This is a genomic window from Mesorhizobium sp. RCAM 05099 (genome assembly GCF_059683685.1).
The window spans coordinates 6,781,204-6,807,046 of sequence record NZ_CM185035.1; the positions used below are offsets into that span (position 1 = coordinate 6,781,204).

Annotated in this window: 26 protein-coding genes; 3 read left to right on the forward strand and 23 right to left on the reverse strand. The window is 63.1% G+C overall.

Going from position 1 to position 25,843, the window contains the following annotated elements:
- Position 1 precedes the first annotated feature (1 nt).
- The 7 genes from truB to rimP all read right to left on the reverse strand — a co-directional run bounded on the left by truB (position 2) and on the right by rimP (position 7,638).
- On the reverse strand, positions 2-970 hold the full coding sequence (truB, locus tag AC56QQ_RS33580) for a tRNA pseudouridine(55) synthase TruB (RefSeq protein WP_497124858.1): 969 nt from the start codon (positions 968-970) through the stop codon (positions 2-4).
- Positions 970-1,404: a 30S ribosome-binding factor RbfA gene (rbfA, locus tag AC56QQ_RS33585; protein ID WP_497124859.1), complete on the reverse strand. Its 435-nt coding sequence runs from the start codon at positions 1,402-1,404 to the stop codon at positions 970-972. The genes truB and rbfA overlap by 1 nt, the downstream gene beginning before the upstream one ends.
- Positions 1,405-1,511: 107 nt before the next feature.
- On the reverse strand, positions 1,512-2,084 hold the full coding sequence (locus AC56QQ_RS33590; protein ID WP_497124860.1) for a hypothetical protein: 573 nt from the start codon (positions 2,082-2,084) through the stop codon (positions 1,512-1,514).
- A gap of 18 nt (positions 2,085-2,102) precedes the next feature.
- On the reverse strand, positions 2,103-4,673 hold the full coding sequence (infB, locus tag AC56QQ_RS33595; protein WP_497124862.1) for a translation initiation factor IF-2: 2,571 nt from the start codon (positions 4,671-4,673) through the stop codon (positions 2,103-2,105).
- Entirely contained in the window at positions 4,670-5,320 is a 651-nt protein-coding gene (locus AC56QQ_RS33600) for an RNA-binding protein (protein WP_497129216.1), read from the reverse strand. Before AC56QQ_RS33600 ends, infB begins: the two co-directional genes overlap by 4 nt.
- A 38-nt stretch (positions 5,321-5,358) precedes the next feature.
- Positions 5,359-6,954 (reverse strand): transcription termination factor NusA, encoded by a 1,596-nt coding sequence (gene nusA, locus AC56QQ_RS33605; protein WP_497124863.1) that lies wholly within the window; start codon positions 6,952-6,954, stop codon positions 5,359-5,361.
- Positions 6,955-7,002: 48 nt separating this feature from the next.
- Positions 7,003-7,638, reverse strand: a complete 636-nt coding sequence (rimP, locus tag AC56QQ_RS33610; protein WP_256748941.1) for a ribosome maturation factor RimP — start codon at positions 7,636-7,638, stop codon at positions 7,003-7,005.
- 287 nt (positions 7,639-7,925) lie between these two features.
- Here rimP and AC56QQ_RS33615 point away from each other — a divergent pair, with 287 nt between their 5' ends.
- Positions 7,926-8,090: a hypothetical protein gene (locus AC56QQ_RS33615; protein WP_256748942.1), complete on the forward strand. Its 165-nt coding sequence runs from the start codon at positions 7,926-7,928 to the stop codon at positions 8,088-8,090.
- 6 nt (positions 8,091-8,096) lie between these two features.
- Here the strand turns inward: AC56QQ_RS33615 and AC56QQ_RS33620 are convergent, their stop codons facing one another.
- The 4 genes from AC56QQ_RS33620 to AC56QQ_RS33635 form a co-directional block, all read right to left on the reverse strand.
- Positions 8,097-9,653, reverse strand: coding sequence for a tripartite tricarboxylate transporter permease (locus AC56QQ_RS33620; RefSeq protein WP_489859283.1), 1,557 nt, complete (start codon positions 9,651-9,653; stop codon positions 8,097-8,099).
- Positions 9,654-9,678: 25 nt separating this feature from the next.
- Positions 9,679-10,164, reverse strand: coding sequence for a tripartite tricarboxylate transporter TctB family protein (locus AC56QQ_RS33625; RefSeq protein WP_497124864.1), 486 nt, complete (start codon positions 10,162-10,164; stop codon positions 9,679-9,681).
- Positions 10,161-11,105: a Bug family tripartite tricarboxylate transporter substrate binding protein gene (locus AC56QQ_RS33630; RefSeq protein WP_497124865.1), complete on the reverse strand. Its 945-nt coding sequence runs from the start codon at positions 11,103-11,105 to the stop codon at positions 10,161-10,163. The genes AC56QQ_RS33625 and AC56QQ_RS33630 overlap by 4 nt, the downstream gene beginning before the upstream one ends.
- A 308-nt stretch (positions 11,106-11,413) precedes the next feature.
- Positions 11,414-12,478 carry an ABC transporter substrate-binding protein gene (locus AC56QQ_RS33635; protein ID WP_497124866.1) on the reverse strand — a complete coding sequence of 355 codons (1,065 nt, stop codon included), beginning with the start codon at positions 12,476-12,478 and terminating at the stop codon, positions 11,414-11,416.
- Positions 12,479-12,597: 119 nt separating this feature from the next.
- On the opposite strand from AC56QQ_RS33635, the gene AC56QQ_RS33640 reads away from it, so the two are divergent.
- Positions 12,598-13,272 (forward strand): response regulator transcription factor, encoded by a 675-nt coding sequence (locus AC56QQ_RS33640; RefSeq protein ID WP_489859280.1) that lies wholly within the window; start codon positions 12,598-12,600, stop codon positions 13,270-13,272.
- An 11-nt stretch (positions 13,273-13,283) separates the two neighbouring features.
- Positions 13,284-14,687 carry a sensor histidine kinase gene (locus AC56QQ_RS33645; protein WP_497124867.1) on the forward strand — a complete coding sequence of 468 codons (1,404 nt, stop codon included), beginning with the start codon at positions 13,284-13,286 and terminating at the stop codon, positions 14,685-14,687.
- Here AC56QQ_RS33645 and trmB read toward each other — a convergent pair.
- From trmB to tsaB, 12 genes are all read right to left on the reverse strand, one after another.
- Positions 14,663-15,364, reverse strand: a complete 702-nt coding sequence (gene trmB, locus AC56QQ_RS33650) for a tRNA (guanine(46)-N(7))-methyltransferase TrmB (protein ID WP_497124868.1) — start codon at positions 15,362-15,364, stop codon at positions 14,663-14,665. The two genes, AC56QQ_RS33645 and trmB, sit on opposite strands and share 25 nt — an antisense overlap.
- Positions 15,365-15,385: 21 nt before the next feature.
- Positions 15,386-16,651, reverse strand: coding sequence for a methionine adenosyltransferase (gene metK, locus AC56QQ_RS33655; RefSeq protein ID WP_269906113.1), 1,266 nt, complete (start codon positions 16,649-16,651; stop codon positions 15,386-15,388).
- A gap of 168 nt (positions 16,652-16,819) precedes the next feature.
- A complete protein-coding gene (locus AC56QQ_RS33660; RefSeq protein ID WP_091579562.1) occupies positions 16,820-17,239 on the reverse strand; it encodes a helix-turn-helix domain-containing protein in 420 nt (139 codons plus the stop codon).
- 138 nt (positions 17,240-17,377) lie between these two features.
- Positions 17,378-18,970, reverse strand: a complete 1,593-nt coding sequence (gene lnt, locus AC56QQ_RS33665; protein ID WP_497124869.1) for an apolipoprotein N-acyltransferase — start codon at positions 18,968-18,970, stop codon at positions 17,378-17,380.
- Between the two features lie 117 nt (positions 18,971-19,087).
- Complete coding sequence (locus tag AC56QQ_RS33670) at positions 19,088-19,558, reverse strand: VOC family protein (protein ID WP_497124870.1); 471 nt, start codon at positions 19,556-19,558, stop codon at positions 19,088-19,090.
- Positions 19,559-19,574: 16 nt separating this feature from the next.
- A complete protein-coding gene (locus tag AC56QQ_RS33675) occupies positions 19,575-20,651 on the reverse strand; it encodes a hemolysin family protein (protein ID WP_497124871.1) in 1,077 nt (358 codons plus the stop codon).
- Positions 20,652-20,679: 28 nt separating this feature from the next.
- Positions 20,680-21,186, reverse strand: coding sequence for an rRNA maturation RNase YbeY (ybeY, locus tag AC56QQ_RS33680; RefSeq protein WP_489859274.1), 507 nt, complete (start codon positions 21,184-21,186; stop codon positions 20,680-20,682).
- 18 nt (positions 21,187-21,204) lie between these two features.
- Positions 21,205-22,197, reverse strand: coding sequence for a PhoH family protein (locus tag AC56QQ_RS33685; RefSeq protein ID WP_256749320.1), 993 nt, complete (start codon positions 22,195-22,197; stop codon positions 21,205-21,207).
- 83 nt (positions 22,198-22,280) lie between these two features.
- Complete coding sequence (gene miaB, locus AC56QQ_RS33690; protein ID WP_497129218.1) at positions 22,281-23,639, reverse strand: tRNA (N6-isopentenyl adenosine(37)-C2)-methylthiotransferase MiaB; 1,359 nt, start codon at positions 23,637-23,639, stop codon at positions 22,281-22,283.
- Between the two features lie 137 nt (positions 23,640-23,776).
- Positions 23,777-24,577: a lyso-ornithine lipid O-acyltransferase gene (olsA, locus tag AC56QQ_RS33695; protein ID WP_489859272.1), complete on the reverse strand. Its 801-nt coding sequence runs from the start codon at positions 24,575-24,577 to the stop codon at positions 23,777-23,779.
- A 20-nt stretch (positions 24,578-24,597) separates the two neighbouring features.
- The gene (gene rimI, locus AC56QQ_RS33700; protein ID WP_091579544.1) at positions 24,598-25,092 is read right to left on the reverse strand and encodes a ribosomal protein S18-alanine N-acetyltransferase; all 495 of its coding nucleotides are present in this window, start codon (positions 25,090-25,092) and stop codon (positions 24,598-24,600) included.
- A 61-nt stretch (positions 25,093-25,153) separates the two neighbouring features.
- Complete coding sequence (gene tsaB / locus AC56QQ_RS33705; protein WP_497124872.1) at positions 25,154-25,831, reverse strand: tRNA (adenosine(37)-N6)-threonylcarbamoyltransferase complex dimerization subunit type 1 TsaB; 678 nt, start codon at positions 25,829-25,831, stop codon at positions 25,154-25,156.
- Between the last annotated feature and the right edge of the window lie 12 nt (positions 25,832-25,843).

A 25,843-nucleotide genomic window follows, 5' to 3' on the forward strand; every position in this document is an offset into this window, starting at 1 on the left:
GTCACCCGGCAAAGACCCGCTTGGGCTTGAACATGCCTTGCTCGATCGCACCGATGGCGACCAGCTTGCCGCGTGCGGTGGCGCAGGCTTCTTCCGCTTCGACCGGCGCATCGCGCCCGCGAATGATGACCGGATTGCCGAGGCGAATCCTTGTCGCCGCATCGTCGCTGATGGCGATCTGCGGCAGACAGTCTAGCGCGGCCGACGTGTCGACCAGCAGCGCGTCGATCGCACCGAAATCGACCGGCTTTTCCACGTCATCGACCGTTTCCGAACCTTCGCCGCCCTTGTCACCGAAGCGAGCGGCTTCCAGCTCGGCGATGGTGACGAAGTCTTCCGGGGTAAACGGCTCGACCTCGACCCGGCGCAGTTCGGAAATATGGCCGAAACAGCCGAGATCGCGGCCCATGTCGCGGGCCAGCGAACGCACATACGTGCCCTTGCCGCACTCGACCTCGAAAACAGTGTGGTCGGCATGGTGCTCGACAAGATCGAGACGGCCTATCTCGACCTCGCGCGGCGGGATGTCGACCGTCTCGCCCTCGCGGGCCAGGTCATAGGCGCGCTCGCCGGCGATCTTGATGGCCGAGAATTGTGGTGGCGTCTGCATGATGACGCCGGTGTATTTCGGCAGCAGCGCCAACACCTCGGCCTCCGACGGACGCTGGTCAGAGTCCTTGCTTACCGGACCCTCGAGGTCGTCGGTCGAACGCTCCTGCCCCCAGGCAACGGTGAAACGATAGATCTTGGCGCCGTCCTGCACGTAAGGCACGGTCTTGGTGGCTTCGCCGAGCGCGATAGGCAGCATGCCGGAAGCCAGCGGATCGAGCGTGCCGGCATGGCCGGCCTTGTCCGCCTGGAACAGCCACTTGATCTTGGAGACGGCTTCGGTCGAACCCATTCCGACCGGCTTGTCCAGCACCAGCCAGCCCGAGATCGGACGGCCCTTCTTCTTGCCGCGACGCGCCACTATTCGGTGTCCTTGTTGTCGTCTTTGTTTTGATCGGCTTGGTCGTCCGGGCCCAGATCGCGCGCCACTTCGGGCGACTTGAGGAGATCATTGATCCTGGCGAAATTGTCGAAGGAGGTGTCGAGCTTGAAGCGGAACTCCGGCATGAACTTCATCTGCCGCAGCGCCCCGGACACGCGGCCACGCACGAATTTCGCATGCTTGTTGAGCGCCTCGACCACCGCTCCGGTGTCCTTGGCGCCGAGTGGCGAAACGAAAGCGGTGGCGACCCTCAGATCGGTAGACATACGCACTTCCGAGACCGAAATCACGGTATTCTCGATCAGCGGATCGATGATCTCACCGCGCTGCAAGGTTTCGGACAGCGCATGGCGCACCTGTTCGGCGACACGCAGCATGCGCTGGGTTGGGCCAGCGGTTGTTGGTCTAGGCATGGAAATCTCTTTTCTTCGCGCGCGGGTTCGAACCGCCTCAAACCGTCCACTTAACGCTGTTGAGCAGGTTTGGCTACTCTGGGTAATTGTCTTAGCCGGTCGCCATTCTATAGCCGAGCCTCAGCTGCCCAGCTGCCTATTTTCTGGAGGGTGTCCACGGCAACAACTTCCCTTGGAACGAAAACAAAACGCTTGCCGCTGTCTATTGTGAGAAATAGGTAATCGCGGCTAAAGGACACCCGTTCTATCTTTCTTTTTTTGGTCGAATCCTTGTCAGAGAACTCAACAACACGCGTGTCGAAAATCCTTACTGAATCGACGACATCACCAACTTCATTGGCCTTTTTCTTCTTTCTAAAATATCCGCCAATACTGCGGACTATCAGCAGATATAAAGCTCCCATGGCCATTGGCGCCAAAACAGAAACGGCCTCGGCGGAGATGATATCCTGTACGAAGTATTCCAACATCGCGACGATTGACGCAGAAGCCCAAATAACCAAAAAAATTATGGCTATCAAAATCAGCCAAGCAATTCCTGTCAGGATCCAACGCCTGGATCGACCATACCGCAGGTCGCGAAACGAACTTGCGGCATCTTTGAGCCGCTTATCATTTGTTTGGAAAGTAAACTCCCATAGCGGGAGCATACTTTCCAAATTTGGAGCGTCCTGGCTCATGTCGGCGACGAAAGCGCCTTACAGCGTCCGGGTCACCATCTCGACGCGGAAGCACTCGATGACGTCGCCGACACGCATGTCCTCGTAGTTCTGGAAGGCCATGCCGCACTCCTGGCCGCCTGGAACTTCCGAAACCTCGTCCTTGAAGCGCTTCAGCGTCTTCAGCGTGCCTTCGTGGATGACGACGTTGTCGCGGATCAGGCGCACGCCCGCGCCACGCTCGACCTTGCCTTCGGTGACACGGCAGCCGGCGATCTTGCCGACCTTGGTGATGTCGAAGATCTCGAGAATCTGCGCATTGCCGATGAAAGTCTCGCGGCGTTCCGGCGACAACAGGCCCGACAGAGCCGCCTTCACGTCATCCACGAGATTGTAGATGATCGAGTAGTAGCGGATCTCGATGCCCGCAGCCGCGGCAGCGGCACGCGCCTGGACGTTGGCGCGGACATTGAAGCCGATGATCGCCGCACCCGAAGTCTCCGCCAGCGACACGTCGCTTTCGGTGATGGCGCCGGCGCCGGCATGAACGATGCGCGCACGCACCTCGTCGGTGCCGAGCTTGTCCAGCGCCGCGTTGATCGCCTCGATCGAGCCCTGCACGTCGCCCTTGATGACCAGCGGGAATTCCTTCAGTCCGCTCGTCTGCAATTGCGACATCATCTGCTCGAGCGACCCGCGCTGGCCGGCATGCTTGGCAACCGCCTTCTCACGCGCCAGACGCTGGCGGTACTCGGTGATTTCGCGGGCACGGGCCTCGTTGTTGACCACGGCAAAGCGGTCGCCGGCCTGCGGCGTGCCTTGCAGGCCAAGCACTTCGACCGGCATCGCCGGCGGCGCTTCCTTGATCTGCACGCCACGATCGTTAACCAGCGCACGCACCCGGCCCCATTCGTTGCCGGCGACAAGGATATCACCCGGCATCAGCGTGCCGGTCTGCACCAGCACGGTGGCAACCGGGCCACGGCCCTTGTCAAGCTGAGCTTCGATGACAACACCCTCGGCGGTGCGGTCCGGATTGGCCTTCAGGTCGAGAATTTCGGCCTGCAGCAGGATCGCCTCGAGCAGCTTGTCGAGATTGGTGCCCTTGGTCGCCGACACTTCGACGTCCAGCACTTCACCGCCCATCGATTCGACGAAAACCTCGTGGCGCAACAGTTCCGAACGCACCTTCTGCGGATCGGCATCATGCTTATCGATCTTGTTGATCGCCACGATGATCGGAACGCCGGCCGCCTTGGCATGGCTGATGGACTCGATCGTCTGCGGCATCACGCTGTCGTCGGCCGCCACCACCAGGATGGCGATGTCGGTTGCCCGGGCGCCGCGGGCGCGCATTGCGGTGAAGGCGGCGTGGCCGGGCGTGTCGATGAAGGTGATCTTGTGACCATTCTTCTCGACCTGATAGGCACCGATGTGCTGGGTGATGCCGCCGGCCTCGCCGGACACGACATTGGCGTTGCGGATGGCGTCGAGCAGCGAGGTCTTGCCGTGATCGACGTGGCCCATGATCGTCACCACAGGCGGCCGCGACACCAGGTCCTCGGCATTGTCAGCGATGTTGAACAGGCCTTCCTCGATGTCGGACTCGGCGACGCGGCGAACCGTGTGGCCGAATTCGGTGGCGACCAGCTCGGCCGTGTCGGCGTCGATGACGTCGCCCGGCTTCAGGATCTGGCCCTGCTTCATGAAGAACTTGACCAGGTCGACGGCGCGCTCGGACATGCGTTGCGCAAGTTCCTGGATGGTAATGGTTTCTGGCAGGATCACTTCGCGCATGACTTTCTCGCGAGGCTCATTGTGCATCGCGCGCTTGAATTTCTCCTGGCGGCGACGCATCGACGACAGCGAACGAGCCCGCGCGTCTTCGTCGGACAATGCTGAATTCAGCGTCAGCTTGCCCCGGCGGCGGTCTTCCTCGCTCTTGGTCGGCTTGGCCGGGCGCGCCACTTCGGGCGTGACCAGACGGCGCACCGGCGCACCGGCGCCAGTCCGCTTCGGCTTGACCTCTTCCTCGTCGTCAACAGTCGCCAGTTCAGCGGCCAGCGGCGCACGGCGGCGTGCCTCTTCCTCGGCCCGACGGCGGGACTCGGCCTCGGCCTGCAACCGCGCCTCTTCCTCGGCCTGGCGGCGGGCGGATTCCTCGCGTTCGCGCTTGCGGCGTTCTTCGTCCTCGGCGCGGCGCTTGGCGTCCTCGGCGGCGCGCTGACGGTCCTCGACCTCACGCACCTTCGAGCCTTCAAGCGCCCTGCGGCGCGCTTCCATTTCACTGCGCGACAGTTCGTTCAGCACCATGCCGCTGCGCTCGACCGGAGGCTGCGGCGGTGGCGGCGGCGCCTTGGGCGCTTCCTGCACGACGGGCGCTGCCACGACCGGCGGCTTCGGCGTGAACACCGGTGCGGCAACAGGCTCCGGCTTGTCGCCGGGCATCGAGAACTTGCGCTTCTTGGTTTCGACGACGACCTGCTTGGTGCGGCCGTGCGAGAAGTTCTGGCGCACAGTCCCCTGTTCCATACCGGGGCGCTTCAGCGTCAAGGTCTTCTTCGGCGTCACACTCAGCGTATTGTCGTCACCCGATTTCGTATCGCTCATTCCATATCCTCTGCGGCATCATCTTCGTCAGCAACAGCCGCAAGCATTGCCAGATCGTCCGGGGAACCGCCCCGATACCGGTCGAGCGCAACCATGCGCTTCTGGACCGCCCTGCCCGCGTCTCCCGCGAGAACGGCAGCATGTATCACATTTGTACCCCCCAATGCCAAGCTCAACTCGGCCTCGGAGAAAAGTTTGTAGGCAAGGATAGCAGGCCCGCCGAGATGGACTGTCGCCCGCCGCGCCTGGCTGATCTTGCGTACGCCGTCTTCGGATGCCTCGGCCGCATGGAGCACGAAAAGCGCCAGCCCGCCGCGCACCGCGCTCTCCACCTTGGTGGCGCCAAGCGAAATTGCGCCTGCCTTGCGTGCAAGCCCCAGCATGCCCAAGGCGTATTTGGAGAGCAGCCCGTCAACCATGCCGCCAAGATCGGGCGGCACGACCACCTGTGCCTTGAAGGCGCGCGCAAAGAGGTTTTTCGCCGCAGCCTTGTCGATATGTAGGCGGTCGGCGCTCACCCAGCAACCACGGCCGGGCAGATTTCTCTTGATGTCTGGAACGACGGCCGAATCCGGGCCGACGACGAACCGGATCAGTTCATCCGGTTCGGCCTGCCTGCGGGTGACGATGCAGGTGCGATCGTTCATCTCGTCCAAGGGCGGGTTCGGTGCGATGCGGTTTCACCTCACGCACCAACGGCTTCGTCAGCCGTTTCTTCTTCGGCTGCAAGCTCGTCTTCGGTGATCCAGCCAGCCTTGAGGCGGGCAGCCAGAACCATCTGCTCGGCATCGGCGCGCGTCACGCCATGGCTGGCGAGCACACCCGGAAATACCTTTGTCTCGCCGTCCTTGCGTTCCTTCCAGCCGGTCAGGTCGTCGGCCGCGTAGCCAGCGAAATCCTCGATCGTCTTGATGCCGTCCTCGCCGAGGGTCACCATCATGGCGGTGGTGATGCCGGGGATTTCGCGCAACTCGTCCTTGACGCCCAGCGCCTTGCGCTTGTCGTCGTGCTCGGCCTCGATCTTCTCCAGATACTCGCGGGCGCGGGTCTGGATCTCCGAAGCGGTGTCGTCGTCGAAGCCATCGATCGAGGCGATCTCGCCGGCATCGACATAGGCGACTTCCTCGACGCTGGTGAAGCCTTCGGAGGCCAGCACCTGGCCGACCATCTCGTCGACGTCGAGAGCTTCCATGAACAGCGACGATCGCTCGACAAATTCCTTCTGGCGGCGCTCGGATTCTTCAGCCTCGGTCAGGATGTCGATATCCCAGCCGGTGAGCTGCGAGGCGAGCCGCACGTTCTGGCCGCGGCGGCCGATGGCCAGCGACAGCTGGTCGTCGGGAACCACGACCTCAATGCGTTCGGCATCCTCGTCGAGCACGACCTTGGCGACTTCGGCCGGCTGCAGCGCGTTGACGATGAAGGACGCGGCCGAAGGCGACCACGGAATGATGTCGATCTTCTCACCCTGCAATTCGCCGACGACCGCCTGGACGCGGCTGCCGCGCATGCCGACGCAGGCGCCGACCGGATCGATCGATGAGTCCCGCGAGATGACGGCGATCTTGGCACGCGAGCCCGGGTCGCGGGCGACCGACTTGATCTCAATGATGCCGTCATAGATCTCAGGCACTTCCATGGTGAACAGCTTCGCCATGAACTGCGGATGGGTGCGCGACAGGAATATCTGCGGGCCGCGCTGCTCGCGACGCACATCGTAGACATAGGCGCGGACGCGATCGCCATATTTGTAGTTCTCGCGCGGGATCAGCTCGTCGCGACGGATGATCGCCTCGCCACGGCCAAGATCGACAATGACATTGCCGTATTCGACGCGCTTGACCGTGCCGTTGACGATTTCGCCGATGCGGTCCTTGTATTCGTCGTACTGGCGGTCGCGCTCTGCCTCGCGCACCTTCTGCACGATGACCTGCTTGGCCGACTGGGCGGCGATGCGGCCGAAATCCATCGGCGGCAGCTGTTCGGCGATGAAGTCGCCGAGCTGGGCGTCGGGATTGCGCTCACGCGCCGAGGATATGGCGATCTGCGTGGCGTAGTCATCGACCTTCTCGACCACTTCCATCAGCCGCTGCAGCTTCATCTCGCCGGTGTTGGGATTGATGTCGGCACGGATGTTGGTCTCCTGGCCGTAACGCGAACGCGCTGCCTTCTGGATCGCATCGGCCATGGCGGCGATGACGATCGACTTGTCGATCGACTTTTCACGCGCGACCGCATCGGCGATCTGCAGCAGTTCAAGCCTGTTGGCGCTTACAACCATGTTTTTTCTCCCGAGCTTGTTGCCGAGCTTTTACGCCCGGCAGCCCAATCACATTTCCTGTTCGGTTTCGTTTTCCGCGCCCTCTGGCGCCTCGTCTTCCGGCTCGCCGCGGCGTTTCTTCGCTTCCTTGCGCGCCCTGTTGTCCTTCGACAGCGCGTCACGGATGAGATCGTCGGTCAGGATCAACCGGGTTTCGGCGATCGCATCGTAAGGTACGCGCACCGTCGGCTCTTCGCCATAGGCGGCCTTGTCGCGCTCGATCAGCACGTCATTTTCACCGGCCTCGACGATCTTGCCCTTGAACCGCTTGCGATCGGCGACAATGATCGATGTTTCCATCTTGACCAGATGACCCGTCCACGTCGCGAAATCAGACTTGCGGACCAATGGCCGGTCGATACCGGGCGACGAGACCTCGAGATGATAGGCCTTTTCGATCGGATCATCGACATCGAGCGCCGGCGACACCGCGCGGCTGACCTCTTCGCAATCCTCGACGGTCATGGTGCCGTCCTCGCGCTCGGCCATGATCTGCAGCGTCAGCCCGTTCTGGCCCGACAGATGCACCCGCACAAGGCGGAAGCCGATCGCGCGCAGCACCGGCTGGACGATCAACGCGATGCGCGCATCGATGCCGCTCTCGCGGATGATGCGATCGTCGCCCTCGCTTGCCGTTGCAGTCATTCGATCCCTGTCGTTCGATTCGAAGCTATCGGCAGGTAATAAAAAAGAGCGGGACCGGGTGGACCCACTCTTCGTCATACCGACCAAGAATTTGAAGCTGATATAAACGAAGGTGGCGCGCCTTTCAAGTCCCGTAGGCGGCGGCGCCCCCCGAACGGAATTCAACCGACTGTTGCAGCACGCGCATGGCAAGCATGCAGTTGCGCCACTAACCGGCTGTCTTTCCAGTACCTATGTCCACCAAGCCGTGCAATTTCGATGATGCACGGCAGCAAGGAAGAAAACAAATGAATACCTACAAGCCGTTTGGCGCTATTGGCGAACTGATCCGCCTGTTTGGCAGTGCAATTACCGTATCGGCCGCTGTTGAGCGCGGTCGCCGTCCCGACAATCGGGACTTGGTGGCGCTGGGCATCGAGCCGCGCGATTTCCACCGAATCCGGCGCTTTTAGAGCCTGTCAGTCCTCATTGGCGCCAAGCTGAGCCAGAACCTTGCCCCGGCCACGGGCTCGCAGATAGAGCGGCAAAAGCACCGCAGTCGCCGCTAGCAGCAACAGGATCACCGCGATCGGAGATCCGACCAGGATCAACAGATCGCCCTGGCTGATGGCCAGCGCGCGGCGCAGTTGCTGCTCCGCCATCGGCCCCAGGATCAATCCCACCACAACCGGCGCAATCGGATAGCCGAAGCGGCGCAGGCCGTAGCCGAGCAGGCCGAACGCCAAAAGCATGCCCAGTTCGAACGAAACGGGCAAAGTGAACAGACCCAGGACGTTGACCTGCGACACGGCTGCATTGGCACCGATCGTTCCGAGCGTCGCAAACGTCAGGATGCCGGCATAGAGCCAGGGTGTCGGTATCGTCAAAAGCTTGATCCAGACACCGATCAGCGGCAGGTTGAGCACCAGAAGCATCAGATTGGCAACGAGCAGGCTGGCAATCAAACCCCAGACAAGCTGAGGATTTGTGGCGAACAGCAGCGGGCCCGGCTGCAATCCGAACTGCTGGAAGCCAGCCAGCATGATCGCGGCCGTGGCCGTGGTCGGCAGTCCCAGCGTCAGCAACGGCACCAGCGTGCCGGCGGCCGAAGCGTTGTTGGCCGCTTCCGGACCTGCGACGCCTTCGATCGCGCCGTGGCCGAATTCTTCCGGTTTTTCCGCAAGCTGCTTTTCCACCGAGTAAGAAAGGAACGTGCCGATTTCGGCGCCACCAGCCGGCATTGCGCCGATCGGGAAGCCTATGGCGGTGCCACGCAGCCAAGGCTTCCATGAGCGGCGCCAGTCCTCGCGGGTCATCCAGACCGAACCCTTGACCGCCTGTATGGTTGAACTGCTGCTCTTGCCGGCGGCAACGCTCAGTGCTTCGCCGATGGCAAAGAGCGCCACCGCTAGCGTGGTCACCTCGATACCATCGAGCAGGTCGGGAATGCCGAAGGCGAGACGCGCCTGCCCTGTCTGCAGGTCAATACCGATCAACCCGAGCCCCAGACCGATGAACAGCGCGGTGAGACCGCGCAGCGTCGAGTCGCCGAAGGCCGCCGAAACGGTCATGAAGGCGAGGATCATCAGCGCGAAATATTCGGCCGGACCGAACGACAACGCCATCTTGACGATGGTTGGCGCGATGAAGGCGAGGCCGATCGTGGCAATCAGCCCGGCGACGAAAGAGCCAATGGCGGCCGTCGCCAGTGCCGGCCCGCCGCGCCCGGCGCGAGCCATCTTGTTGCCTTCCAGCGCGGTAACGATCGAGGCACTTTCGCCCGGCGTGTTGAGCAGGATCGACGTCGTCGAGCCGCCATACATGCCGCCATAGTAGATGCCGGCAAACATGATCAGCGAGCCGGCCGGGTCCAGTTTGTAGGTAACGGGCAGAAGCAGCGCCACGGTGAGCGCCGGGCCAATGCCGGGAAGAACGCCGACAGCCGTGCCGAGCGTGACGCCGATGAGCGCATAAAGCAGGTTCATCGGCTGGAGAGCCGTCAACAACCCTTGCGCCAGCAGACCGAACGTATCCATCAGGGCTGAACTCCCACGAAAATCGCTAGAACAGCTGCTCAAGCGGGCCGGCAGGCAGCGAAAGCTGCAGCCCCTTGGCGAAGATGATCCAGATGATGAATGACAGGATGAAGCCGATCGGGATCGTCTGCCACAACGGGCCACGGCCGAATGCGCGCGCGGTCGCGGCAAAAAGCAGGCCCGTGGCAATCGCGAAGCCGGCCACCTTCAGCAGCAGCATCTGGGCCAAGAGGCCGCCGACGATCCACAGGATCGGACTGATCTCCTGATGTTCGCGTTCAGGAAAATCGCCGCGAAAGGCCTCGAAAGCCGTCCAGATCGACAGACCAAGAAACACCGCGGCAATGAAGTATGGAAAGGTCGTGGGGCCGACGCGCGCATAATTGGCCCCGGCACCGTGGCTGGCGGTGCTCCACGCAATCACCACGGCCACGATGGCGAGTGCGGCGGCGATGACAAGCGCCGCCCGATCCGGGCGGCGCTTCGCTTGCTGGTGGTCCGTCTGGCTCATTTCACCAGACCGATATCTTTCAGGATCGCCGCCGTCGCTTCGGTGTCCTTCTTGAGCTGGGCGGAGAATTCGTCACCGGCGAGATAGGTGTTGGCCCAGCCCTTGTCGGCGAGAATCTTCTTCCACGACGCCGACTGCACCATCTTGTCGACGTCGGCAAGCACGGCGGCTTTCTGATCGGCGGAGAGGCCGGGAGCGGCAGCAACCATACGCCAGTTCTGGATGGAAACATCCACACCACCTTCCTTGAAGGTCGGCGCATCGATGGCTTCGACCTTGGTCTCGCTGGAGATGCCGATGATGCGAAGCTGACCGGCCTTGATCTGCGATTCGAATTCGCCATAGCCGGAAATGCCGACCGTCACCTGGCCGCCAAGAATGGCGGCAAGAGCTTCACCACCGCCGGAAAAGGCGATGTAGTTGATCTTGGTGGGGTCGACGCCAACGGCCTTGGCAAGAAGGCCCGCGGCAATGTGGTCGGTCCCTCCGGCAGAACCGCCGCCCCAGGAGACCGCGCCCGGATCAGCCTTGAGCTTGGCAACCAGCCCGGCCATATCCTTGATGTCGGACGCGGCCGGAACAACGATCGCTTCATATTCGCCGGTCAGGCGGGCGATCGGGGTGATCCGGTCGAGCGTCACCGGCGAAGCGTTGGTAAGGATCGCGCCGACCATGACATAGCCACCGACGATGAGCTGGGTCGGATCGCCATTGGCCTGATTGACGAACTGCGCGAGGCCGATGGTGCCGCCGGCTCCAGGAACGTTGTTGACCTGCACGCTGCTTGATATCTTTTCGTCCTGGAGCGCGGTCTGCATCGAGCGTGCCGTCTGGTCCCAACCGCCGCCGGGGGCTGCGGGAGCCATGATCTTGTAGTCGGCCGCCGCGGCCGGCAGGGCGAGTGCGCCCGCGATGATGGATGCCAACACGAATTGCTTCATTTGCCGTTCCTCCCTTGCTACCCGCATGCGCGGGGCAAATGCTTGTTCAGTTTCGAAGCCCGCGTCAGGCAGCGTCCCGAAATAACAAGGAAGGAGCTGGCCGGCTCAGCGTCCGGCCACTATGGGCAGCGTTTCCAGACCACCTGCACGGCGGCAGTGCCGGCCGTCGGTAGTCTTTGCGGAAACGTGTTCGAAGTCCTCCCGAACTTTCCGAGCCTCGCCGCCTCCACGGATGGGCCAAAACCTACCTAGCATGGCAACCTGACATCAGACTGACACCGATGCAACAGGATAGGCATATCGAGCTATCAGGGACTGCGCAGCGCCGCGTTCCAGCGTTCGATGAGGCGCATGCGCTTTACCTGGTCGAGATAGACCATCAGGCCCGGGCTGACCGGGACCGGACGCAATTGTGCGCCGAGAACCTCCTGCATCCTGTTTGCCGTGTTCTCACCCGATACCTCTGGATTGACGGCAGCGATCTCGAGTTCGCGCGCCATCACCGTCTGTCCTTCCGCGGACATGAAATATTCAAGATAGCGGCGACCGAGGTCGGGTGAGTGGGAGCCGGTCGGCACCAGCCCGATGCGCGACATCACCACCGTATAGTCCTTGGGCAGGACAATGCCGACGTCGGGATCTCTGGCGGCCCAATCGGCGGCATAAGAACCCAGGATGTTGTAGCCAAGCACAAAGCGGCCATCGGCGATCCGCTCGAGGATGGCGGAGCTGGTCGAATAGAGCTTCACTCCTGCCGCTCCCATGGCGCGGATCACCGACCAGATGTCCGGATATTGCTCCTGGTCGCGCGCCATGAACATGAAACCAACGCCGGAACGCTCGATGTCGTAAGTGGCGATGCGGCCATAGACCTTGTCGCCCTGGGTCCTGAGGAAATCGACGAACTGGCCGCGCGTGGCCGGCGGCGGAACGTCCTTGAAGCTCGGCTTGTGATAGACGAACACCGCGGGCTCGAAGGTCAGCGCATAGGCCGTGTCGCGCCAGTTTGCCCAGCGCGGCCATCGATCGGAGAGCGGCAGACGGCTTTCCTGAGCATAGCCGTCATTGGCGAGCTTGACCTGGAGGTCCATGGCCGAGGAAAAAGCAATGTCGGCGGTGCCCTTGCCGGCGTCCGTTTCGGCCACGACACGATCATAGATGTCGGTCGTCAGCAAATCCTCGTAGCGCACGGCGACATCGGGATTGGCCCTCTGGAAGCCGTCGATCATCGGTTTGGCCAACGGCGCGTCAAGCGAGGAATAGACGACCAGCGTGCGTGCATTCGAAGCGCCGTCAAGTGCGGGAAAGAGGGTGACCTCGGCCCGCGCGGGCGCCGAAAGACAAACCAGAACGGTGAGGATGGCCAAGCGCATGGTCGCCAGACCATGCATCAACAATGCGGGTCGTACAACGGCGACACGCGATGGACGCAAATGACGCGGCTCTGGACCTTTGCCTGTCGAATAGGCATCGTCCGTGCAGGGAGAACCCAGTGCGCATTCTGGTGGTAGAGGACAATCAGACGCTGGCCGATGGGCTCGCAGCCGTGCTGAGAGGCAGCGGCTACGCCGTCGACGTGGTCGGCGATGGTGCGTCGGCCGTGGCGGTACTTGCCACCGAGCGGTTCGACCTCGTTATTCTCGACCTTAACCTGCCCCAGATGGATGGTCTCGAGGTGTTGCGCACCATGCGCGGCCGCCAGCATGACGCGGCGGTGCTGATCCTGTCGGCACGCCACTCGCTGGACGAAAGGGTCAAGGGGCTCGACCTTGGCGCCGACGACTACATGGTCAAGCCCTTCGATGTGGGCGAACTGGAGGCGCGGGTCCGCACGTTGCTGCGCCGTCGCGCAGGCCTCAAGGCAGCCACCGTTGCCTTTGGCGAGGTAGTGCTCGACCTCAACACGCGCAGTTTCTCGTCCCAGGGCGCAGCAATCGACATTCCCGCGCGGGAGCTGGCATTGCTCGAAACGCTGTTCATGCGCGCCGGCAAGGTGGTGGCCAAGCAAGCTATTATCGAATCGCTTGCCGGTTTCGACGAGGACCTGAGCGCCAACGCCATCGAGCAATATGCCAGCCGCCTGCGCAAGCGGCTGGCGCCTTACGGACTGACGGTCAGAACCGCACGCGGCATTGGCTACTATCTCGAAAAGATCCCAAGCGCCTGATGGTGCGGACAATGCCATATTCGCTGCGAGGGCGGCTGCTGGTCTGGCTGCTGGTGCCGCTGGTCATCATGGGCCTGATTGCGCTCGCCGACACTTATCGCGAGGCCGTGAACACGGCAAACGCCGTATCAGACCGCGTGCTGGCCGGCTCGGCGCTGGCCATTGCCGAGCGCATCGTGGTGGCCGAGAACGGCATGCTGGAGGTCGACGTTCCCTACGTGGCGCTCGAGATGCTGACGTCGGCGGCGCAAGACCGCGTCTTCTACCGCGTCGACGGCCCCGGTGGCGTCTTCATAACCGGCTATCAGACGTTGCCGGTGATCAAGGGGCTTGCGCGGGAGGAAAGCGGCTATGCCGATGGCAGTTTTCGCGGCGAGCCTATCCGACTGACATCGCTGTCCCGCGCCGCTTCGACGGGGGCGAGTTCCGTGCCCTTTGTCGTTACCGTCGCCGAAACGACCATTGCCCGCTCGCAACTGGCCCGCACCATCCTGTTGCGCTCCGCATTGCGCCTGGCCATCCTGATCGGCGGTGCAGCGGCGATCGTGTGGCTCGCCGTCACCTTTTCGCTGAGGCCGCTCTATCGGCTGCGGGATGCCATCGCCGAGCGCAACCCCGACGATTTGCACCCGATCGAACAGTCGGTGCCAAAGGAGGTGCGCGGGCTGGTCGACACCGTCAACTCGTTCATGGGAAGACTTGGTTCGGCGCTCGGCGCGATGCGGCATTTCACGGGCAATGCCAGCCATCAGCTGCGCACGCCGCTGGCCATCATCCGCACACAGCTGGCGCTTTCGGCGCGCGCTCATTCGCTTGAAGAGGCACGCCATGCCGCCGCGATCGGTGACGAGGCGATCGCCCATGCCGAGCGGGTCATCGCCCAGCTCCTGTTGCTTGCCAAGGTCGACGAAGCGCTGTCCGATCGGCTGAAGAGCCTTGGCGCTATCAATCTGACCGAACTTGCGCAGACGCTGACCGCCGACTTTGTCGCCCACGCCCGCAGTGTCGGCATCGACCTCGGCTTCGAGGGCGAGCGGTCGCTGTTTGTCCGCGGCGAGCCGATGCTGTTGAGCGAGATGATCCGCAATCTGATCGAAAATGTGCTTGCCTATGCCGGCAGCGGGGCGGAGGCGACCGTCAAGGTTTTCGGTAGCGGCGCTGATGTCGTTCTGGAAGTGGAAGACACCGGACCCGGTATCGCGGCGGACAAACTGGACAGCGTACGCCAGCGCTTCGTGCGCGGCGATGCCGGCGGCAAGCCGGGCGCTGGGCTGGGCCTGCCGATCGTAGAGGAGATCGGGGCGCTGTTCGGCGGCCGGCTCGATCTGTCGGCGGGCAAGGACGATTGCGGTCTGCGCGTGCGCGTCACCTTTTCAACGGCGAACCGGGATCAGCCTCGCACGAAAGTAAGATAGGCCGGCCGCCGGCCCTCACGAATGGCCTTCGCCTCGTAGCGTGTGCCGGGCCAGCCGTCATAGGGACGATGCCAGTCCGCCGCCTCCGAAGCCTGCCAGGCGAACCCGCCATGCGCCCGGCAATGCAGCAAAGTCCAGTTTACATAGGTGTCGATGTCGGAGGCGAAGCGGAATTTTGAACCCGGCTTCAGGACGCGCGCGAAACGGTCGAGATTGACGGGGCTGACGAAACGGCGCTTCCAGTGCTTCTTCTTCGGCCAGGGATCCGGATAGAGAAGGTCGATGCCGTCGAGCGAAGCTTGCGGCAACCAGTCGAGCAGCCGGGTGGCGTCGTCGTCATAAACCCGAAGATTGGCGAGTGGCTTTTCCTTGACCGCCATCATCATCTTGGCCATGCCGTTGACGAAGGGTTCGACGCCGATAAAGCCGATCGTCGGCGCCTCGGTGGCGCGATGCAGCAGATGTTCGCCGCCGCCAAAGCCAATTTCGAGGCGAACGGCCGAAACATCCGCCTCAAACAGAGAGCGCGGATCAGCCGGCGGTTCAGCCGTCAGATCGAGCCGGTATCTGCCGAAGCCGCTTTCCAGCGCGGCCGCCTGCTGCGGACGCATGGTCTTGCCGCGCCGGCGACCGAAAAATGCTTCGGTCGCGCGACGTGGTCTGTCCTTCGGTTCCATAGCGAGGCCTTGGCGCCGCTATCAGGCGGCAACCGCGTCCTTGAGTGCCTTGGCGAGATCGGTCTTCTCCCAGGAGAAAGACCCATCCCGGCCGGCCTTGCGGCCGAAATGGCCGTAGGACGACGTCTTGGCATAGATCGGCTTGTTGAGATCCAGATGGCGACGGATGCCGGACGGCGAGAGATCCATGACGGTGCGCAGCGCTTCCTCGAGCTTGGCCTCGTCGACCTTGCCGGTGCCGTGCAGGTCGACATAGACCGACAGCGGCTGGGCGACGCCAATGGCGTAGGAAAGCTGGATGGTGCAGCGGTCGGCGAGTTTCGCCGCGACGACATTCTTGGCCAGATAGCGGGCCGCATAGGCCGCGGAACGGTCGACCTTGGTGGTGTCCTTGCCGGAGAAGGCGCCGCCGCCATGGGGTGCCGCGCCACCATAGGTGTCGACGATGATCTTGCGGCCGGTCAGCCCGGCATCGCCGTCCGGCCCGCCAATGACGAACTTGCCGGTCGGGTTGATGTACCACATGCAATTGTCGGCGATCTTGAGGTCGCCCAGTGCCTCGCGGATATAGGGTTCGACAACCTGGCGAACCTTCTTGGAGTCCCAGCTTGCATCGAGGTGCTGGGTGGAGAGCACGATCTGCGTCGCTTCCGCCGCCTTGCCGTCGACATAGCGAACGGTGACCTGGCTCTTGGCGTCCGGCCCGAGCTTGCCGGCCTCGCCGCTGCCTTCGTGGCGGGCGGCGGCCAGCAATTCGAGGATCTTGTGGCTGTAGTAGATCGGCGCCGGCATCAGGTCCGGCGTCTCGCGGCAGGCATAGCCGAACATGATGCCCTGGTCGCCGGCACCTTCCTCGCCCTGACGGTCGGAAGCGTTGTCGACGCCCTGACCGATATCGGGCGACTGGCCGTGCAGCAGGACCTCGATCTTGGCCGTCTTCCAGTGGAAGCCGGCCTGCTCGTAGCCGATCTCACGGATCGCCTTGCGGGCGACCGACTTGAACTTGGCCGGGTTGACGATCGGGTGACCGGCGGCATCCTTCAGGATGTTGCCTTCCTTGTCCTTCTTCAGCAGCGTCTCGGGGACGCGCACCTCACCGGCGATGACGACGCGGTTGGTGGTTGCCAGCGTCTCGCAGGCGACGCGGACTTTCCACGGATCCATGCCGGTCTTCTTGGCTTCGCGATAGACCAGATCGACGATCTCGTCGGAGATCCGGTCACAGACCTTGTCGGGGTGGCCCTCGGAAACGGATTCCGAGGTAAAGAAGTAATTCTGCCGCGTCACGGGTGTCCCCTCTTGAAAAACGATCGGCAGGCTGCCGATTTTGGCGCGCCACCTGTTAGCGGGGCGGAGCGTCGCTCGTCAAGCGGTGCCGCCGTCCTGGCATGAATGTCAATGCAGTTATCTTGTGCCACCGGCGGCAAGTTACCGCCGGTGCAACGGGATTGCGGATCAGTCGGGATCGTCGGCCGAGAGGGACTTGACCAGATCTATGATCCTGCGGCGCACCTTGGCGTCGGCGATCTTGACAAAGGCCCGGTTGAGCTGAAGACCTTCGGGACTGCCGCAGAATTCGACGGCGAAAGCCATCGACGCATCTTCGGCAAAGCCACGGCCGGCGACGGCCTCTTGGCCGGGCGCATCCTCGAAAAAGAAGGCAACAGGCACGCCGAGTATGGAAGCGATCGCCTGCAGGCGGCTGGCGCCGACGCGATTGGTGCCCTTTTCATATTTCTGAATTTGTTGAAATGTGATGCCGAGATTCTCGCCCAGTTTCTCCTGGCTCATTCCCAGCATATTGCGGCGAAGCCGAATGCGGCTCCCAACATGGATATCGATCGGATTCGGTTTTTTCTTGTTGTCTTCTGCCATTTTTTCCTCGCCGAATTTTTTCGGCTTTCTCTATTTTTTCCTGCCCAAATGGAGCCGGAGGCAACTGCCCCAACAGAACGATCAACCGACTTCGAGAAATTTCAGGCGTTACAGTATGAGTTTCTAATGTGCGGGCTGTCAATTCACCCGTAGCCTCTGCCTTACGTTCAACAGCGCCGCCGCAACGGCAAACAGCAACATGATCAGCATTCCGTTAATCCACCGCTGGCCGGAGGATACGATCCTCTGTTCGGAAATCGGCACATGTGCATCGATGGCTCCGCGCGCATCGATCGCCAGCGCATCGACGATGCGTCCGCGTGGATCGACAACGGCCGAGATGCCGTTGTTGGCAGCACGCAACAATGGCAATCCATTCTCCACCGCGCGAATTTGAGCCTGCCTGAAATGCTGGTACGGACCAGGCGTATCGCCGAACCAAGCATCATTTGTGACGTTCACAATAAGCTGCGCTGACGTTGCGTCAACTGCCACCAGATCGGGAAAAATCACCTCATAACAAATAAATGGCAGCGCGCGGATGCCGCCCGGCAGTGTGAGGGCGTGCCGCTCGTTGCCGGCGGTAAACGTCATCGGCCCGGCAACCAGCTGCTCGATGCCGAAACGCTCGAGCAGATCGGCAAAAGGCAGATATTCGCCGAACGGCACCAGATGAACCTTGTCCACGGCATCAGTGATTTCACCCTTGTCGTCGATCGCAACCACGGAGTTGTAGTAGCGGCTGTCGGCGTTGGCGGCCGAGCCGCCTTCCTCGCGCACGACGCCGGCTATCAGCGTCTGGCCATCGCCCAGCATGTCGCCCAGCGCCGTCAATGCGTCTGGCCGCTCGGTGAACAGGAACGGCACCGAGGTTTCCGGCCACAGGATCAGTTGCGGCTTTGCATGACCGGGGTCCGGTGCCTTGGCCGACAGGCCCATCAGGACCGCGAAGATGCGGTCGCGAACCGAGGCGTCCCACTTTTCCGACAGGTCCACGGCCGGCTGGACGATACGGACATCCAGGCTGCGCGCCGCCGGCTTTTCAGGAGCGGTAAGCCTGACATAGCCGAAGCCGGCATGGGCAGCGGCGAGGATGACAAACAGCACCGCGCCGAGGCGAAGATGCCGGCGTGCCACCAGCAGCGCCGGCAGCGCGAACAGGAACACGGCGAGCACGTTCATGCCGATCATGCCGGTGACCGAGACGCTCTGCATCAGCAAGGGAACGGGCATTGCGGCGTAGCCGATCGCATTCCAGGGAAAACCGGTGAACAGGAAACCGCGCAGCCACTCCGCCAGCCCGAAGCCGAAGGCAAGAGCGGCGATACGGCCTATGTCGCTGCTCCACAAAAGCCGCGCCACCATTGCCGCAAAGCCATAAAAAAAGGCGAGCGCGAAGGGAATGCCGACCACCGCGAAGGGGAGCGCCCAGGCAAAGCTGTCGGCCTCGACCAGCAGCGCCGAGCCGATCCACCACAGGCCGGCAAGGAAATAGCCGAAGCCGAACCACCAGCCGACGGCAAGGGCCGGCCGCAGGCGCCGGAACAAGCTGCCGGAGGCTTCGCCGGTGGCGCCGTCGAGCAGCCAGACCAGCAAGGGAAACGAGATGAAACAGGCGGCGAAGAAATCGTAAGGTGCCTGGCCAAGCACCGCCAGCGCCCCCGCGAGAAACGCGACGAGCGCGCGCCGCCAACCCCAAAGCAGAATTATCCGGCCGGCAAGGCGCTCCATGCATACTTCCGAGTCGCGCGAATCAGGAAGCAAGATTTAACAGGCTGCGGTCCGCGCTCCAAACGGCAGTGATCCCGCGAGAAGCGCGCCCGGGCCGGGTCCAGCGATGCCGGCCGTCTAGCGATGCCAGCCATCGATGCGCAGATCGCCCAATCGCTCCGCCTCCTCGCGCGGAACCAGGCGAATGGGTTGCGTGAAGGTCCAGACATGGCCCTCGGGATCACGGGCCCGATACTGACGTTCGCCATAGAACTGATCGGCGGGCTCCTGGAGGATCTCCGCGCCCTTTACCCTGGCTTGTTCGCAATGGGCGTCCAGCCCATCCTTCAGGCGCACATAGACGGACTGGGTGTTCCTGCCGCCGACCGAAGCCGGACTGGCGACGTAGTCGGCCCATTCGGAATCGACGATGATGTGGCTGTCGCCGAACCGCATCTCGGAATGGACGAGCTTCCCCTCGGCATCGCTGACCACCATGCTGCGCACGAAGCCGAAAGCCGCTTCAAGCCAGTCCAGCGCGGCACGAGGATCCTTGTAGAAGACACCCGAGCCCAGGCTGGAGTGCTTGAACGGGTCGTCGAGCGTCATCGGGCGAGCGAAAGGCTCACGCCTGCTCGGCACGGGCGGCGGCGCGCCGGCGGCGTTCAGCCTTCTGGATCTGCACGATGCGCACGCGCTTGACGCGGCGCGGATCTGCATCGAGCACGTGAAACTCGAAGCCGGGAATGGCCTGCACCACCTCGCCCCGGGCCGGAACGCGGCCAAGCGTGTTGAAGATCATGCCGCCGATGGTGTCGACATATTCGCCGTGTTCGCCGGCGGCGAAATCCCCACCGATCATCTTGGCGACATCGTCGATCTCGGCCTTGCCGTCGACGATGAACACGCCGTCACCGCTCTGGGTGATCATCGGCTCGTCGTCGTCATGCTCGTCCTCGATGTCGCCGACGACCATCTCGACGATGTCTTCCAGCGAGACGAGGCCGTCGGTGCCCCCATATTCGTCGATCACCAGCGCCATCTGCGTGCGTGTCGTCTGCATGCGGCCCATCAGGTCCGAGGCAAGCATCGACGGCGGCACGAACAGCACCGGGCGGATCAGGTTGAGGTCGCCAATGGTGCGCGCAAGGTCGACCTGCGCGAGATCGAGAACCGTGGCGGCAGGGGTTTTCCTGCTCGTGCGGCCCTTCTTGACCCGCGCGATCTTGGTGATGTGGGCCAGCACGTCGCGAATATGGACCATGCCGCGCGGATCATCGAGGGTCTCGGAATAGACCGGCATGCGGGAATGGCCGGATTGCTCGAAAGTGTCCAGGAGATCGCCGAGCGTCGTCGTGATCTCGACCGCCTCGATGTCGGCGCGCGGCACCATGACGTCCTCGACGCGCACTTCGCGCAGCCGCAGGATGTTGTTGAGCATGGCGCGTTCGCCGGGCGAAAAGGCGCCAGTATCGCTCGTCGTTTCGGCAAGCGCGCCGGCGATTTCCTCACGCAGGCTGGTGCCATTGCGTTGCCGGAACAAGCCCAAAACGCGTTCGAACAGGGAAGGACCGGCAGGCGAAGACTCGCTGGCAGCGCTGCCGGTAACGGTACTCGGACTTGATCCCTCTTCCGAAGTATCGGAAGCCTTGGTAGCACTGCCGGCGTCGGGGCGGGCGGCAGTCTCTGGTTTGTCGTTCATCGTCGTCCGGTCAATTGGTCTTTTGTAGTTACGCGTAGGGATCGGGAATGGCAAGCCTTGCGAGCGCCGCGCGTTCGATGGCCTCCATCTCCTCGGCCTCGGCGTCGGTCTCGTGATCATAGCCCATGAGATGCAGCAGGCCATGGATGACGAGATGGGAGATATGGTTCTCCAAGGGCTTCTCTTCCAGTGCCGCTTCGCGCGCGACCGTTTCAGCGGCCAGCACGATATCGCCCAGCATCGGCGGCAGCGGGCCCCCCTTGGGAAACGGAAAAGCCGGGAAAGACAGGACGTTGGTTGGCTTGTCCTTGCCGCGCCAGCCGGCATTGAGCGTGCGTATATGGGCATCGTCGGAAAAAACGACGCTGAGTTCGGAGCGTCCTGCCGCGCCGGTTTCGGCGAAGGCGGCACCGGCAGCCCGTTCGACCAGCCGCAAAAGTCCGGCCTCTTCAGGCCAGTTTCCCGCTTCGACTGCCAAGTCGATGTCGACGGGAAGCGAAATCTCCCCACCGACCGGTTTTATGTCCTCAGGCATGACGCCGCATCGTCAAAATCAATTCTCGGCGCCGAGGCCGCGCGCCAGCTTGGCATCCCGGTCGTACGCCCTGACGATTTCAGCCACCAGCGGATGGCGAACCACATCGACATCGTTGAAGCGCACGGTCACCGCGCCCGCCACGCCGTCGAGGACACGCAAGGCTTCGACCAAGCCGGATTTGGTGCTTGGAGGAAGGTCGATCTGGGTTGGATCGCCGGTGACGATCATGCGCGAGTTCTCGCCCAGACGCGTCAGGAACATCTTCATCTGCATCGGCGTGGTGTTCTGCGCTTCGTCGAGAATAACCGCGGCATGCGCCAGCGTGCGGCCGCGCATGAAGGCGAGCGGCGCGATCTCGATCACCTCGGCGGCAATGGCCCGCTCGACCTTGTCGGCCGGCATCATGTCGTAGAGCGCATCATAGAGCGGACGCAGGTAGGGGTCGACCTTTTCCTTCATGTCACCCGGCAGGAAGCCAAGCCGCTCACCGGCCTCGACCGCCGGCCGCGAGAGAATGATGCGTTCGACCATGCCGCGCTCGAGCAGCATCGCCGCATGCGCCACCGCCAGATAGGTCTTGCCGGTGCCTGCCGGACCGATGCCGAACACCAGTTCCGACCGCTCCAGCGCCCGCATATAGGCGTCCTGGTTCAGCGAGCGGGCATAGATGGTCTTCTTGCGGGTGGTGATCTGGGCGGCGGAGACCTTGCCCTTGCGCTCGAGCGTCGGCAGGGTCAGCTGATCATCGGCGGCGACCGCCATGCGCACGGCGCCGTCGACGTCGGACTGACCGATATCCACGCCCTTCTGCAGGATGCCGTAGAGATTATCCAGGGCGCGGCGTGCCTGCTCGGCGGCTGAAGCGGACCCCTTGATGGTCAGCTGGTTGCCGCGCGAGCGAATGTCGACGCCGAGCTTCTGCTCGAGCCTGGCGAGATTTTCGTCGAACTGACCGTAAAGGGCGCTGGCAAGCTTGTTGTTGTCGAAAGTCAGAACGATGTGCGCCATGTCAGAAGCCCCAGATGCCGGTACCGGGGGCAGGTTCTTCAGCTCTGCTGCGCTCAACCGTCTCTCCTCATCTGCCGAGACCCTCAGGCCAATTCGGCGAACAGGCTGTTGTAGCCCGTCTTCGTGATTCGCACCTGGATAATGTCACCGATTTCGCCGGCCTTTTCATCAACAATAACCGGCTGCAGCCAGGGAGAGCGGCCAACCTTCTGGCCGGCCTGGCGGCCGGGCTTCTCGATCAGCGTGTCGATGGTGCTGCCGACGAGGCTCAAGCCGAAGTCCTGCTGCTGCTTCACGAGCAGCGCCTGCAGCCGCTGCAGGCGCTCATCCTTGACGATTTCCGGCACATGGCCGGCCATCTCGGCACCCGGCGTGCCGGGGCGCGGCGAATATTTGAACGAAAAGGCCGAGGCGTAATTCACCTGGCGCACCAGTTCCATGGTCGCCTCGAAATCCGCTTCGGTCTCGCCGGGGAAACCGACGATGAAGTCGCCGGAAAGCGCGATATCCGGCCGGGCGGCACGGATGCGGTCGAGCAGCGCCAGATAGCCCTTCGCCGTATGCCGTCGATTCATCGCCTTGAGGATGCGGTCGGACCCCGATTGCACCGGCAGGTGCAAATAAGGCATCAACGCCGGCAGATCGCGGTGGGCGGCGATCAGTTCATCATCCATGTCGCGCGGGTGGCTGGTGGTGTAGCGCAAGCGCGCCAGCCCGGGGATTTCGGCGAGCCGGAACAGCAGCCGGCCAAGGCCCCATTCCTCGCCATTTTCGCCCTGTCCATGCCAGGCATTGACGTTCTGGCCGAGCAGCGTCACCTCGCGCACGCCGGCTTCCGCCAGACGCTGCGCCTCCGCGACGATCTGCGCCACCGGCCGCGACACTTCGGAGCCCCTGGTGTAAGGCACGACGCAGAAGGTGCAGAACTTGTCGCAGCCTTCCTGCACGGTGAGAAATGCAGTGACGCCGCGCTTGATGACCTCGGCGCGCTTCGGCTGCGGCAGGTGCTCGAACTTGTCCTCGATGGCGTAGTCGGTTTCGACGATCTTTTCGCCGCCGCGCACCCGCGCCAATACGTCGGGCAGCCGGTGATAGGTCTGCGGACCGATGACCAGATCGACGGCCGGCGAACGCCGGATGATCTCGGCCCCTTCGGCTTGCGCCACGCATCCGGCGACGCCGACCAGCATTTCGCGGCCTGTGCCGGCGCGTTCTGCTTTCATCTCGCGGATACGGCCAAGCTCGGAATAAACCTTTTCGGCTGCTTTCTCCCTGATGTGGCAGGTGTTGAGCAGCACCAGGTCCGCCTCGCCGATGGTGTCGGTCGCGGTATAGCCGTCGGCGGCCAGCGCATCGGCCATGCGCTGCGAATCATAGACGTTCATCTGGCAGCCATAGGTCTTGATGAAGACCTTTCTGGTCGCTCCAGCCGGCGCGGCCATCCCTTCGGCGGTGGTGTCGATGTCGTCACGCTCTATCGTGTTCAAGTCCATCCGGCGGCTTCTAACGCCTTTCCGTGACAAAAAACAGACGATTCTCCGCTGCCACCGTCAGGCTTGCCGGCGGACGCGCAGCCCGGCTAACGGCTGGGGCGCGGATCGGCAAGCGCCGCCTGCATCATCTCACGCACCCTGCTTTCCATCAGCTTCGATGTTTCCTTGCGATTCGAGCCCTTGGAAAAGGCGATCGGCTCGCCGAAATGCACCTCGACATCGAGGGCGCCCTCCGCCAGCAGCACCCTGAGATGTGGCATTAGGTCCTCATCGCCGATCCAGGCGGCAAGCGGCCGGTGCCGGCGGCCGAGCGGCACGCCATGCAGACGCGTGTAGGCGATCGCCACCGGCTGGATGAACACCTGCTCCGCCGCGCCCTCCGAAATCGCCATCGAGGCGGCGCCAAACAGCGTGCTCTTGAACGGCAGGACGACGTTGCCGTCGCCTGTCGAGCCTTCGGCGAACAGCACCATGGCGTCGCCCTTGGCCATGCGGCTGGCGATTTCGCTTGCCTGGTCGCCCGACGAACGCTTGCGCTCGCGCTCGATGAAGACGGTGCGCTGCAGCTTCGACAGCATGCCGATCAGCGGCCAGCCTTCCATATCCGCCCTGGCGATGAACTTCACGTCGACCATGGAGCCGAGCACCATGATGTCGGTCCAGGAGATGTGATTGGCAGCCACCAGCAACGGGCGCTTGGTCGAAAGCGCGCCGTGGACATGGACGCGCATGCCGAGCGCCCTGATGATCAGCCTGTGCCAGATCTTCAGGATGAACGTTTCCGGCCACCAGCCGGTCTTCATCGACAGGATCTGCAACGGCACGAGGATCAGCGAACCGGCAACGACGAGGCCCAGCGCCAGGAAAATCCTGATTTTCTTGATCATCGCCCTATCCCGGCCTCTGGCTAGCGAAGATCGCGGCGCATGACAAGCGCACCGGTCGGGCCGCGCTCGGGGGACTTGTAATAATTCGGACGCTTGCCGACCTCGCGGAAGCCCAGCCGCCGATACAGCGCGATCGCGGCGACATTGGTCTCGTCGACCTCGAGGAACAGCGCTTCGGCACGCTGCGCGTGCAGTTCGCGCAGCACCGCATCCATCAACTGCCAGCCAAGCCCCTGCCGGCGATGGGATCGCGCCACCGCGACGGTCAGGATCTCGCCCTCGCCGGCGGCCAGCCTGGCCAGCACGAAGCCGACCGGCGGCTTGGAGCCTTGCCCGGTTTCGCGCGCGGCATAGCCGAACACGGTGTCCTGTTCGAGCAAGGCGGCGAATTCGCCATCGGTCCACGGGCGGACAAAGTCCTCGCGATGCAGCAGCGAGACCGCCGGGCTGTCGGCGATCTTCAGCGGCTCGAGCGCATAGTCCCGGCGACGCGGCTGGAGAAAAGGTATGCGCATTAACTTCCGTTTTCTTGTTTGACCATGATCTTCTCCGAAAACCGGCTTCCATTTATCGGGATCATGGTCCGAGCCTCGACAATATGAACCCGGCCTGCGGCTTGGCGTCCGCACCGCGTAGATAGAGCGGTTTCGGCCTTTCGCCCTCCCCCTTGGCGGCAGCCAGCCGAGCGTATGTGAGAATGTCGGCGGTAGCCGTCCGAGGGCCGATGTCGAAGGCGCGCCCGGCCGACGCGGCAATCTGCGCCGCGGCGGTGCCGGCAAGCACGGACGAGCTTTCCGTCGCCATGGTGGTGGCATCCGCCAGCGTGGTCACCGCCGGACCGTAAGTCAAAACCGACATTTCATCGTAAAGGGCGGCATGGATTTCCTCGCGCCCGGCATCGAGCGCCGCCAGCACGGCGCGACCGGGAAATGTCGCGGCTGCATCAGCCACCAGTGCCTCGAGCGTTGTTACCCCGATCGCGGGAATCTTCAACGCCAGCGCCAGACCGCGCGCGGTCGAGACGCCGACACGCAGGCCGGTGAAGGAACCGGGGCCGACAGAAACGGCGATGGCGCCCAGACCGGCATAGCTGGTTGCGCTCGCCTTCAGCGCCTCGGCAATGACCGCCATCAGGTGCTCGGCGTGGCCCTTGCCGAGGTCGAGCACCGAGCGGCCGAGTTCCAGCTTCGCCTCCGCGTCATAGACGCAAGCGGCGCAGAGATTGGCGGCACAGTCGATGGCGAGCACTTTCATGAAACGACCGGT

What these genes read in the sequence shown, in the direction of transcription:
- rbfA (WP_497124859.1), bottom strand. Translation starts at nt 1,404, where the DNA reads ATGCCTAGACCAACAACCGCTGGCCCAACCCAGCGCATGCTGCGTGTC.
- AC56QQ_RS33590 (WP_497124860.1), bottom strand. Translation starts at nt 2,084, where the DNA reads ATGAGCCAGGACGCTCCAAATTTGGAAAGTATGCTCCCGCTATGGGAG.
- infB (WP_497124862.1), bottom strand. Translation starts at nt 4,673, where the DNA reads ATGAGCGATACGAAATCGGGTGACGACAATACGCTGAGTGTGACGCCG.
- AC56QQ_RS33600 (WP_497129216.1), bottom strand. Translation starts at nt 5,320, where the DNA reads ATGAACGATCGCACCTGCATCGTCACCCGCAGGCAGGCCGAACCGGAT.
- nusA (WP_497124863.1), bottom strand. Translation starts at nt 6,954, where the DNA reads ATGGTTGTAAGCGCCAACAGGCTTGAACTGCTGCAGATCGCCGATGCG.
- rimP (WP_256748941.1), bottom strand. Translation starts at nt 7,638, where the DNA reads ATGACTGCAACGGCAAGCGAGGGCGACGATCGCATCATCCGCGAGAGC.
- AC56QQ_RS33615 (WP_256748942.1), top strand. Translation starts at nt 7,926, where the DNA reads ATGAATACCTACAAGCCGTTTGGCGCTATTGGCGAACTGATCCGCCTG.
- AC56QQ_RS33620 (WP_489859283.1), bottom strand. Translation starts at nt 9,653, where the DNA reads ATGGATACGTTCGGTCTGCTGGCGCAAGGGTTGTTGACGGCTCTCCAG.
- AC56QQ_RS33625 (WP_497124864.1), bottom strand. Translation starts at nt 10,164, where the DNA reads ATGAGCCAGACGGACCACCAGCAAGCGAAGCGCCGCCCGGATCGGGCG.
- AC56QQ_RS33630 (WP_497124865.1), bottom strand. Translation starts at nt 11,105, where the DNA reads ATGAAGCAATTCGTGTTGGCATCCATCATCGCGGGCGCACTCGCCCTG.
- AC56QQ_RS33635 (WP_497124866.1), bottom strand. Translation starts at nt 12,478, where the DNA reads ATGCGCTTGGCCATCCTCACCGTTCTGGTTTGTCTTTCGGCGCCCGCG.
- AC56QQ_RS33645 (WP_497124867.1), top strand. Translation starts at nt 13,284, where the DNA reads ATGCCATATTCGCTGCGAGGGCGGCTGCTGGTCTGGCTGCTGGTGCCG.
- trmB (WP_497124868.1), bottom strand. Translation starts at nt 15,364, where the DNA reads ATGGAACCGAAGGACAGACCACGTCGCGCGACCGAAGCATTTTTCGGT.
- AC56QQ_RS33660 (WP_091579562.1), bottom strand. Translation starts at nt 17,239, where the DNA reads ATGGCAGAAGACAACAAGAAAAAACCGAATCCGATCGATATCCATGTT.
- lnt (WP_497124869.1), bottom strand. Translation starts at nt 18,970, where the DNA reads ATGGAGCGCCTTGCCGGCCGGATAATTCTGCTTTGGGGTTGGCGGCGC.
- AC56QQ_RS33670 (WP_497124870.1), bottom strand. Translation starts at nt 19,558, where the DNA reads ATGACGCTCGACGACCCGTTCAAGCACTCCAGCCTGGGCTCGGGTGTC.
- AC56QQ_RS33675 (WP_497124871.1), bottom strand. Translation starts at nt 20,651, where the DNA reads ATGAACGACAAACCAGAGACTGCCGCCCGCCCCGACGCCGGCAGTGCT.
- ybeY (WP_489859274.1), bottom strand. Translation starts at nt 21,186, where the DNA reads ATGCCTGAGGACATAAAACCGGTCGGTGGGGAGATTTCGCTTCCCGTC.
- AC56QQ_RS33685 (WP_256749320.1), bottom strand. Translation starts at nt 22,197, where the DNA reads ATGGCGCACATCGTTCTGACTTTCGACAACAACAAGCTTGCCAGCGCC.
- miaB (WP_497129218.1), bottom strand. Translation starts at nt 23,639, where the DNA reads ATGGCCGCGCCGGCTGGAGCGACCAGAAAGGTCTTCATCAAGACCTAT.
- olsA (WP_489859272.1), bottom strand. Translation starts at nt 24,577, where the DNA reads ATGATCAAGAAAATCAGGATTTTCCTGGCGCTGGGCCTCGTCGTTGCC.
- rimI (WP_091579544.1), bottom strand. Translation starts at nt 25,092, where the DNA reads ATGCGCATACCTTTTCTCCAGCCGCGTCGCCGGGACTATGCGCTCGAG.
- tsaB (WP_497124872.1), bottom strand. Translation starts at nt 25,831, where the DNA reads ATGAAAGTGCTCGCCATCGACTGTGCCGCCAATCTCTGCGCCGCTTGC.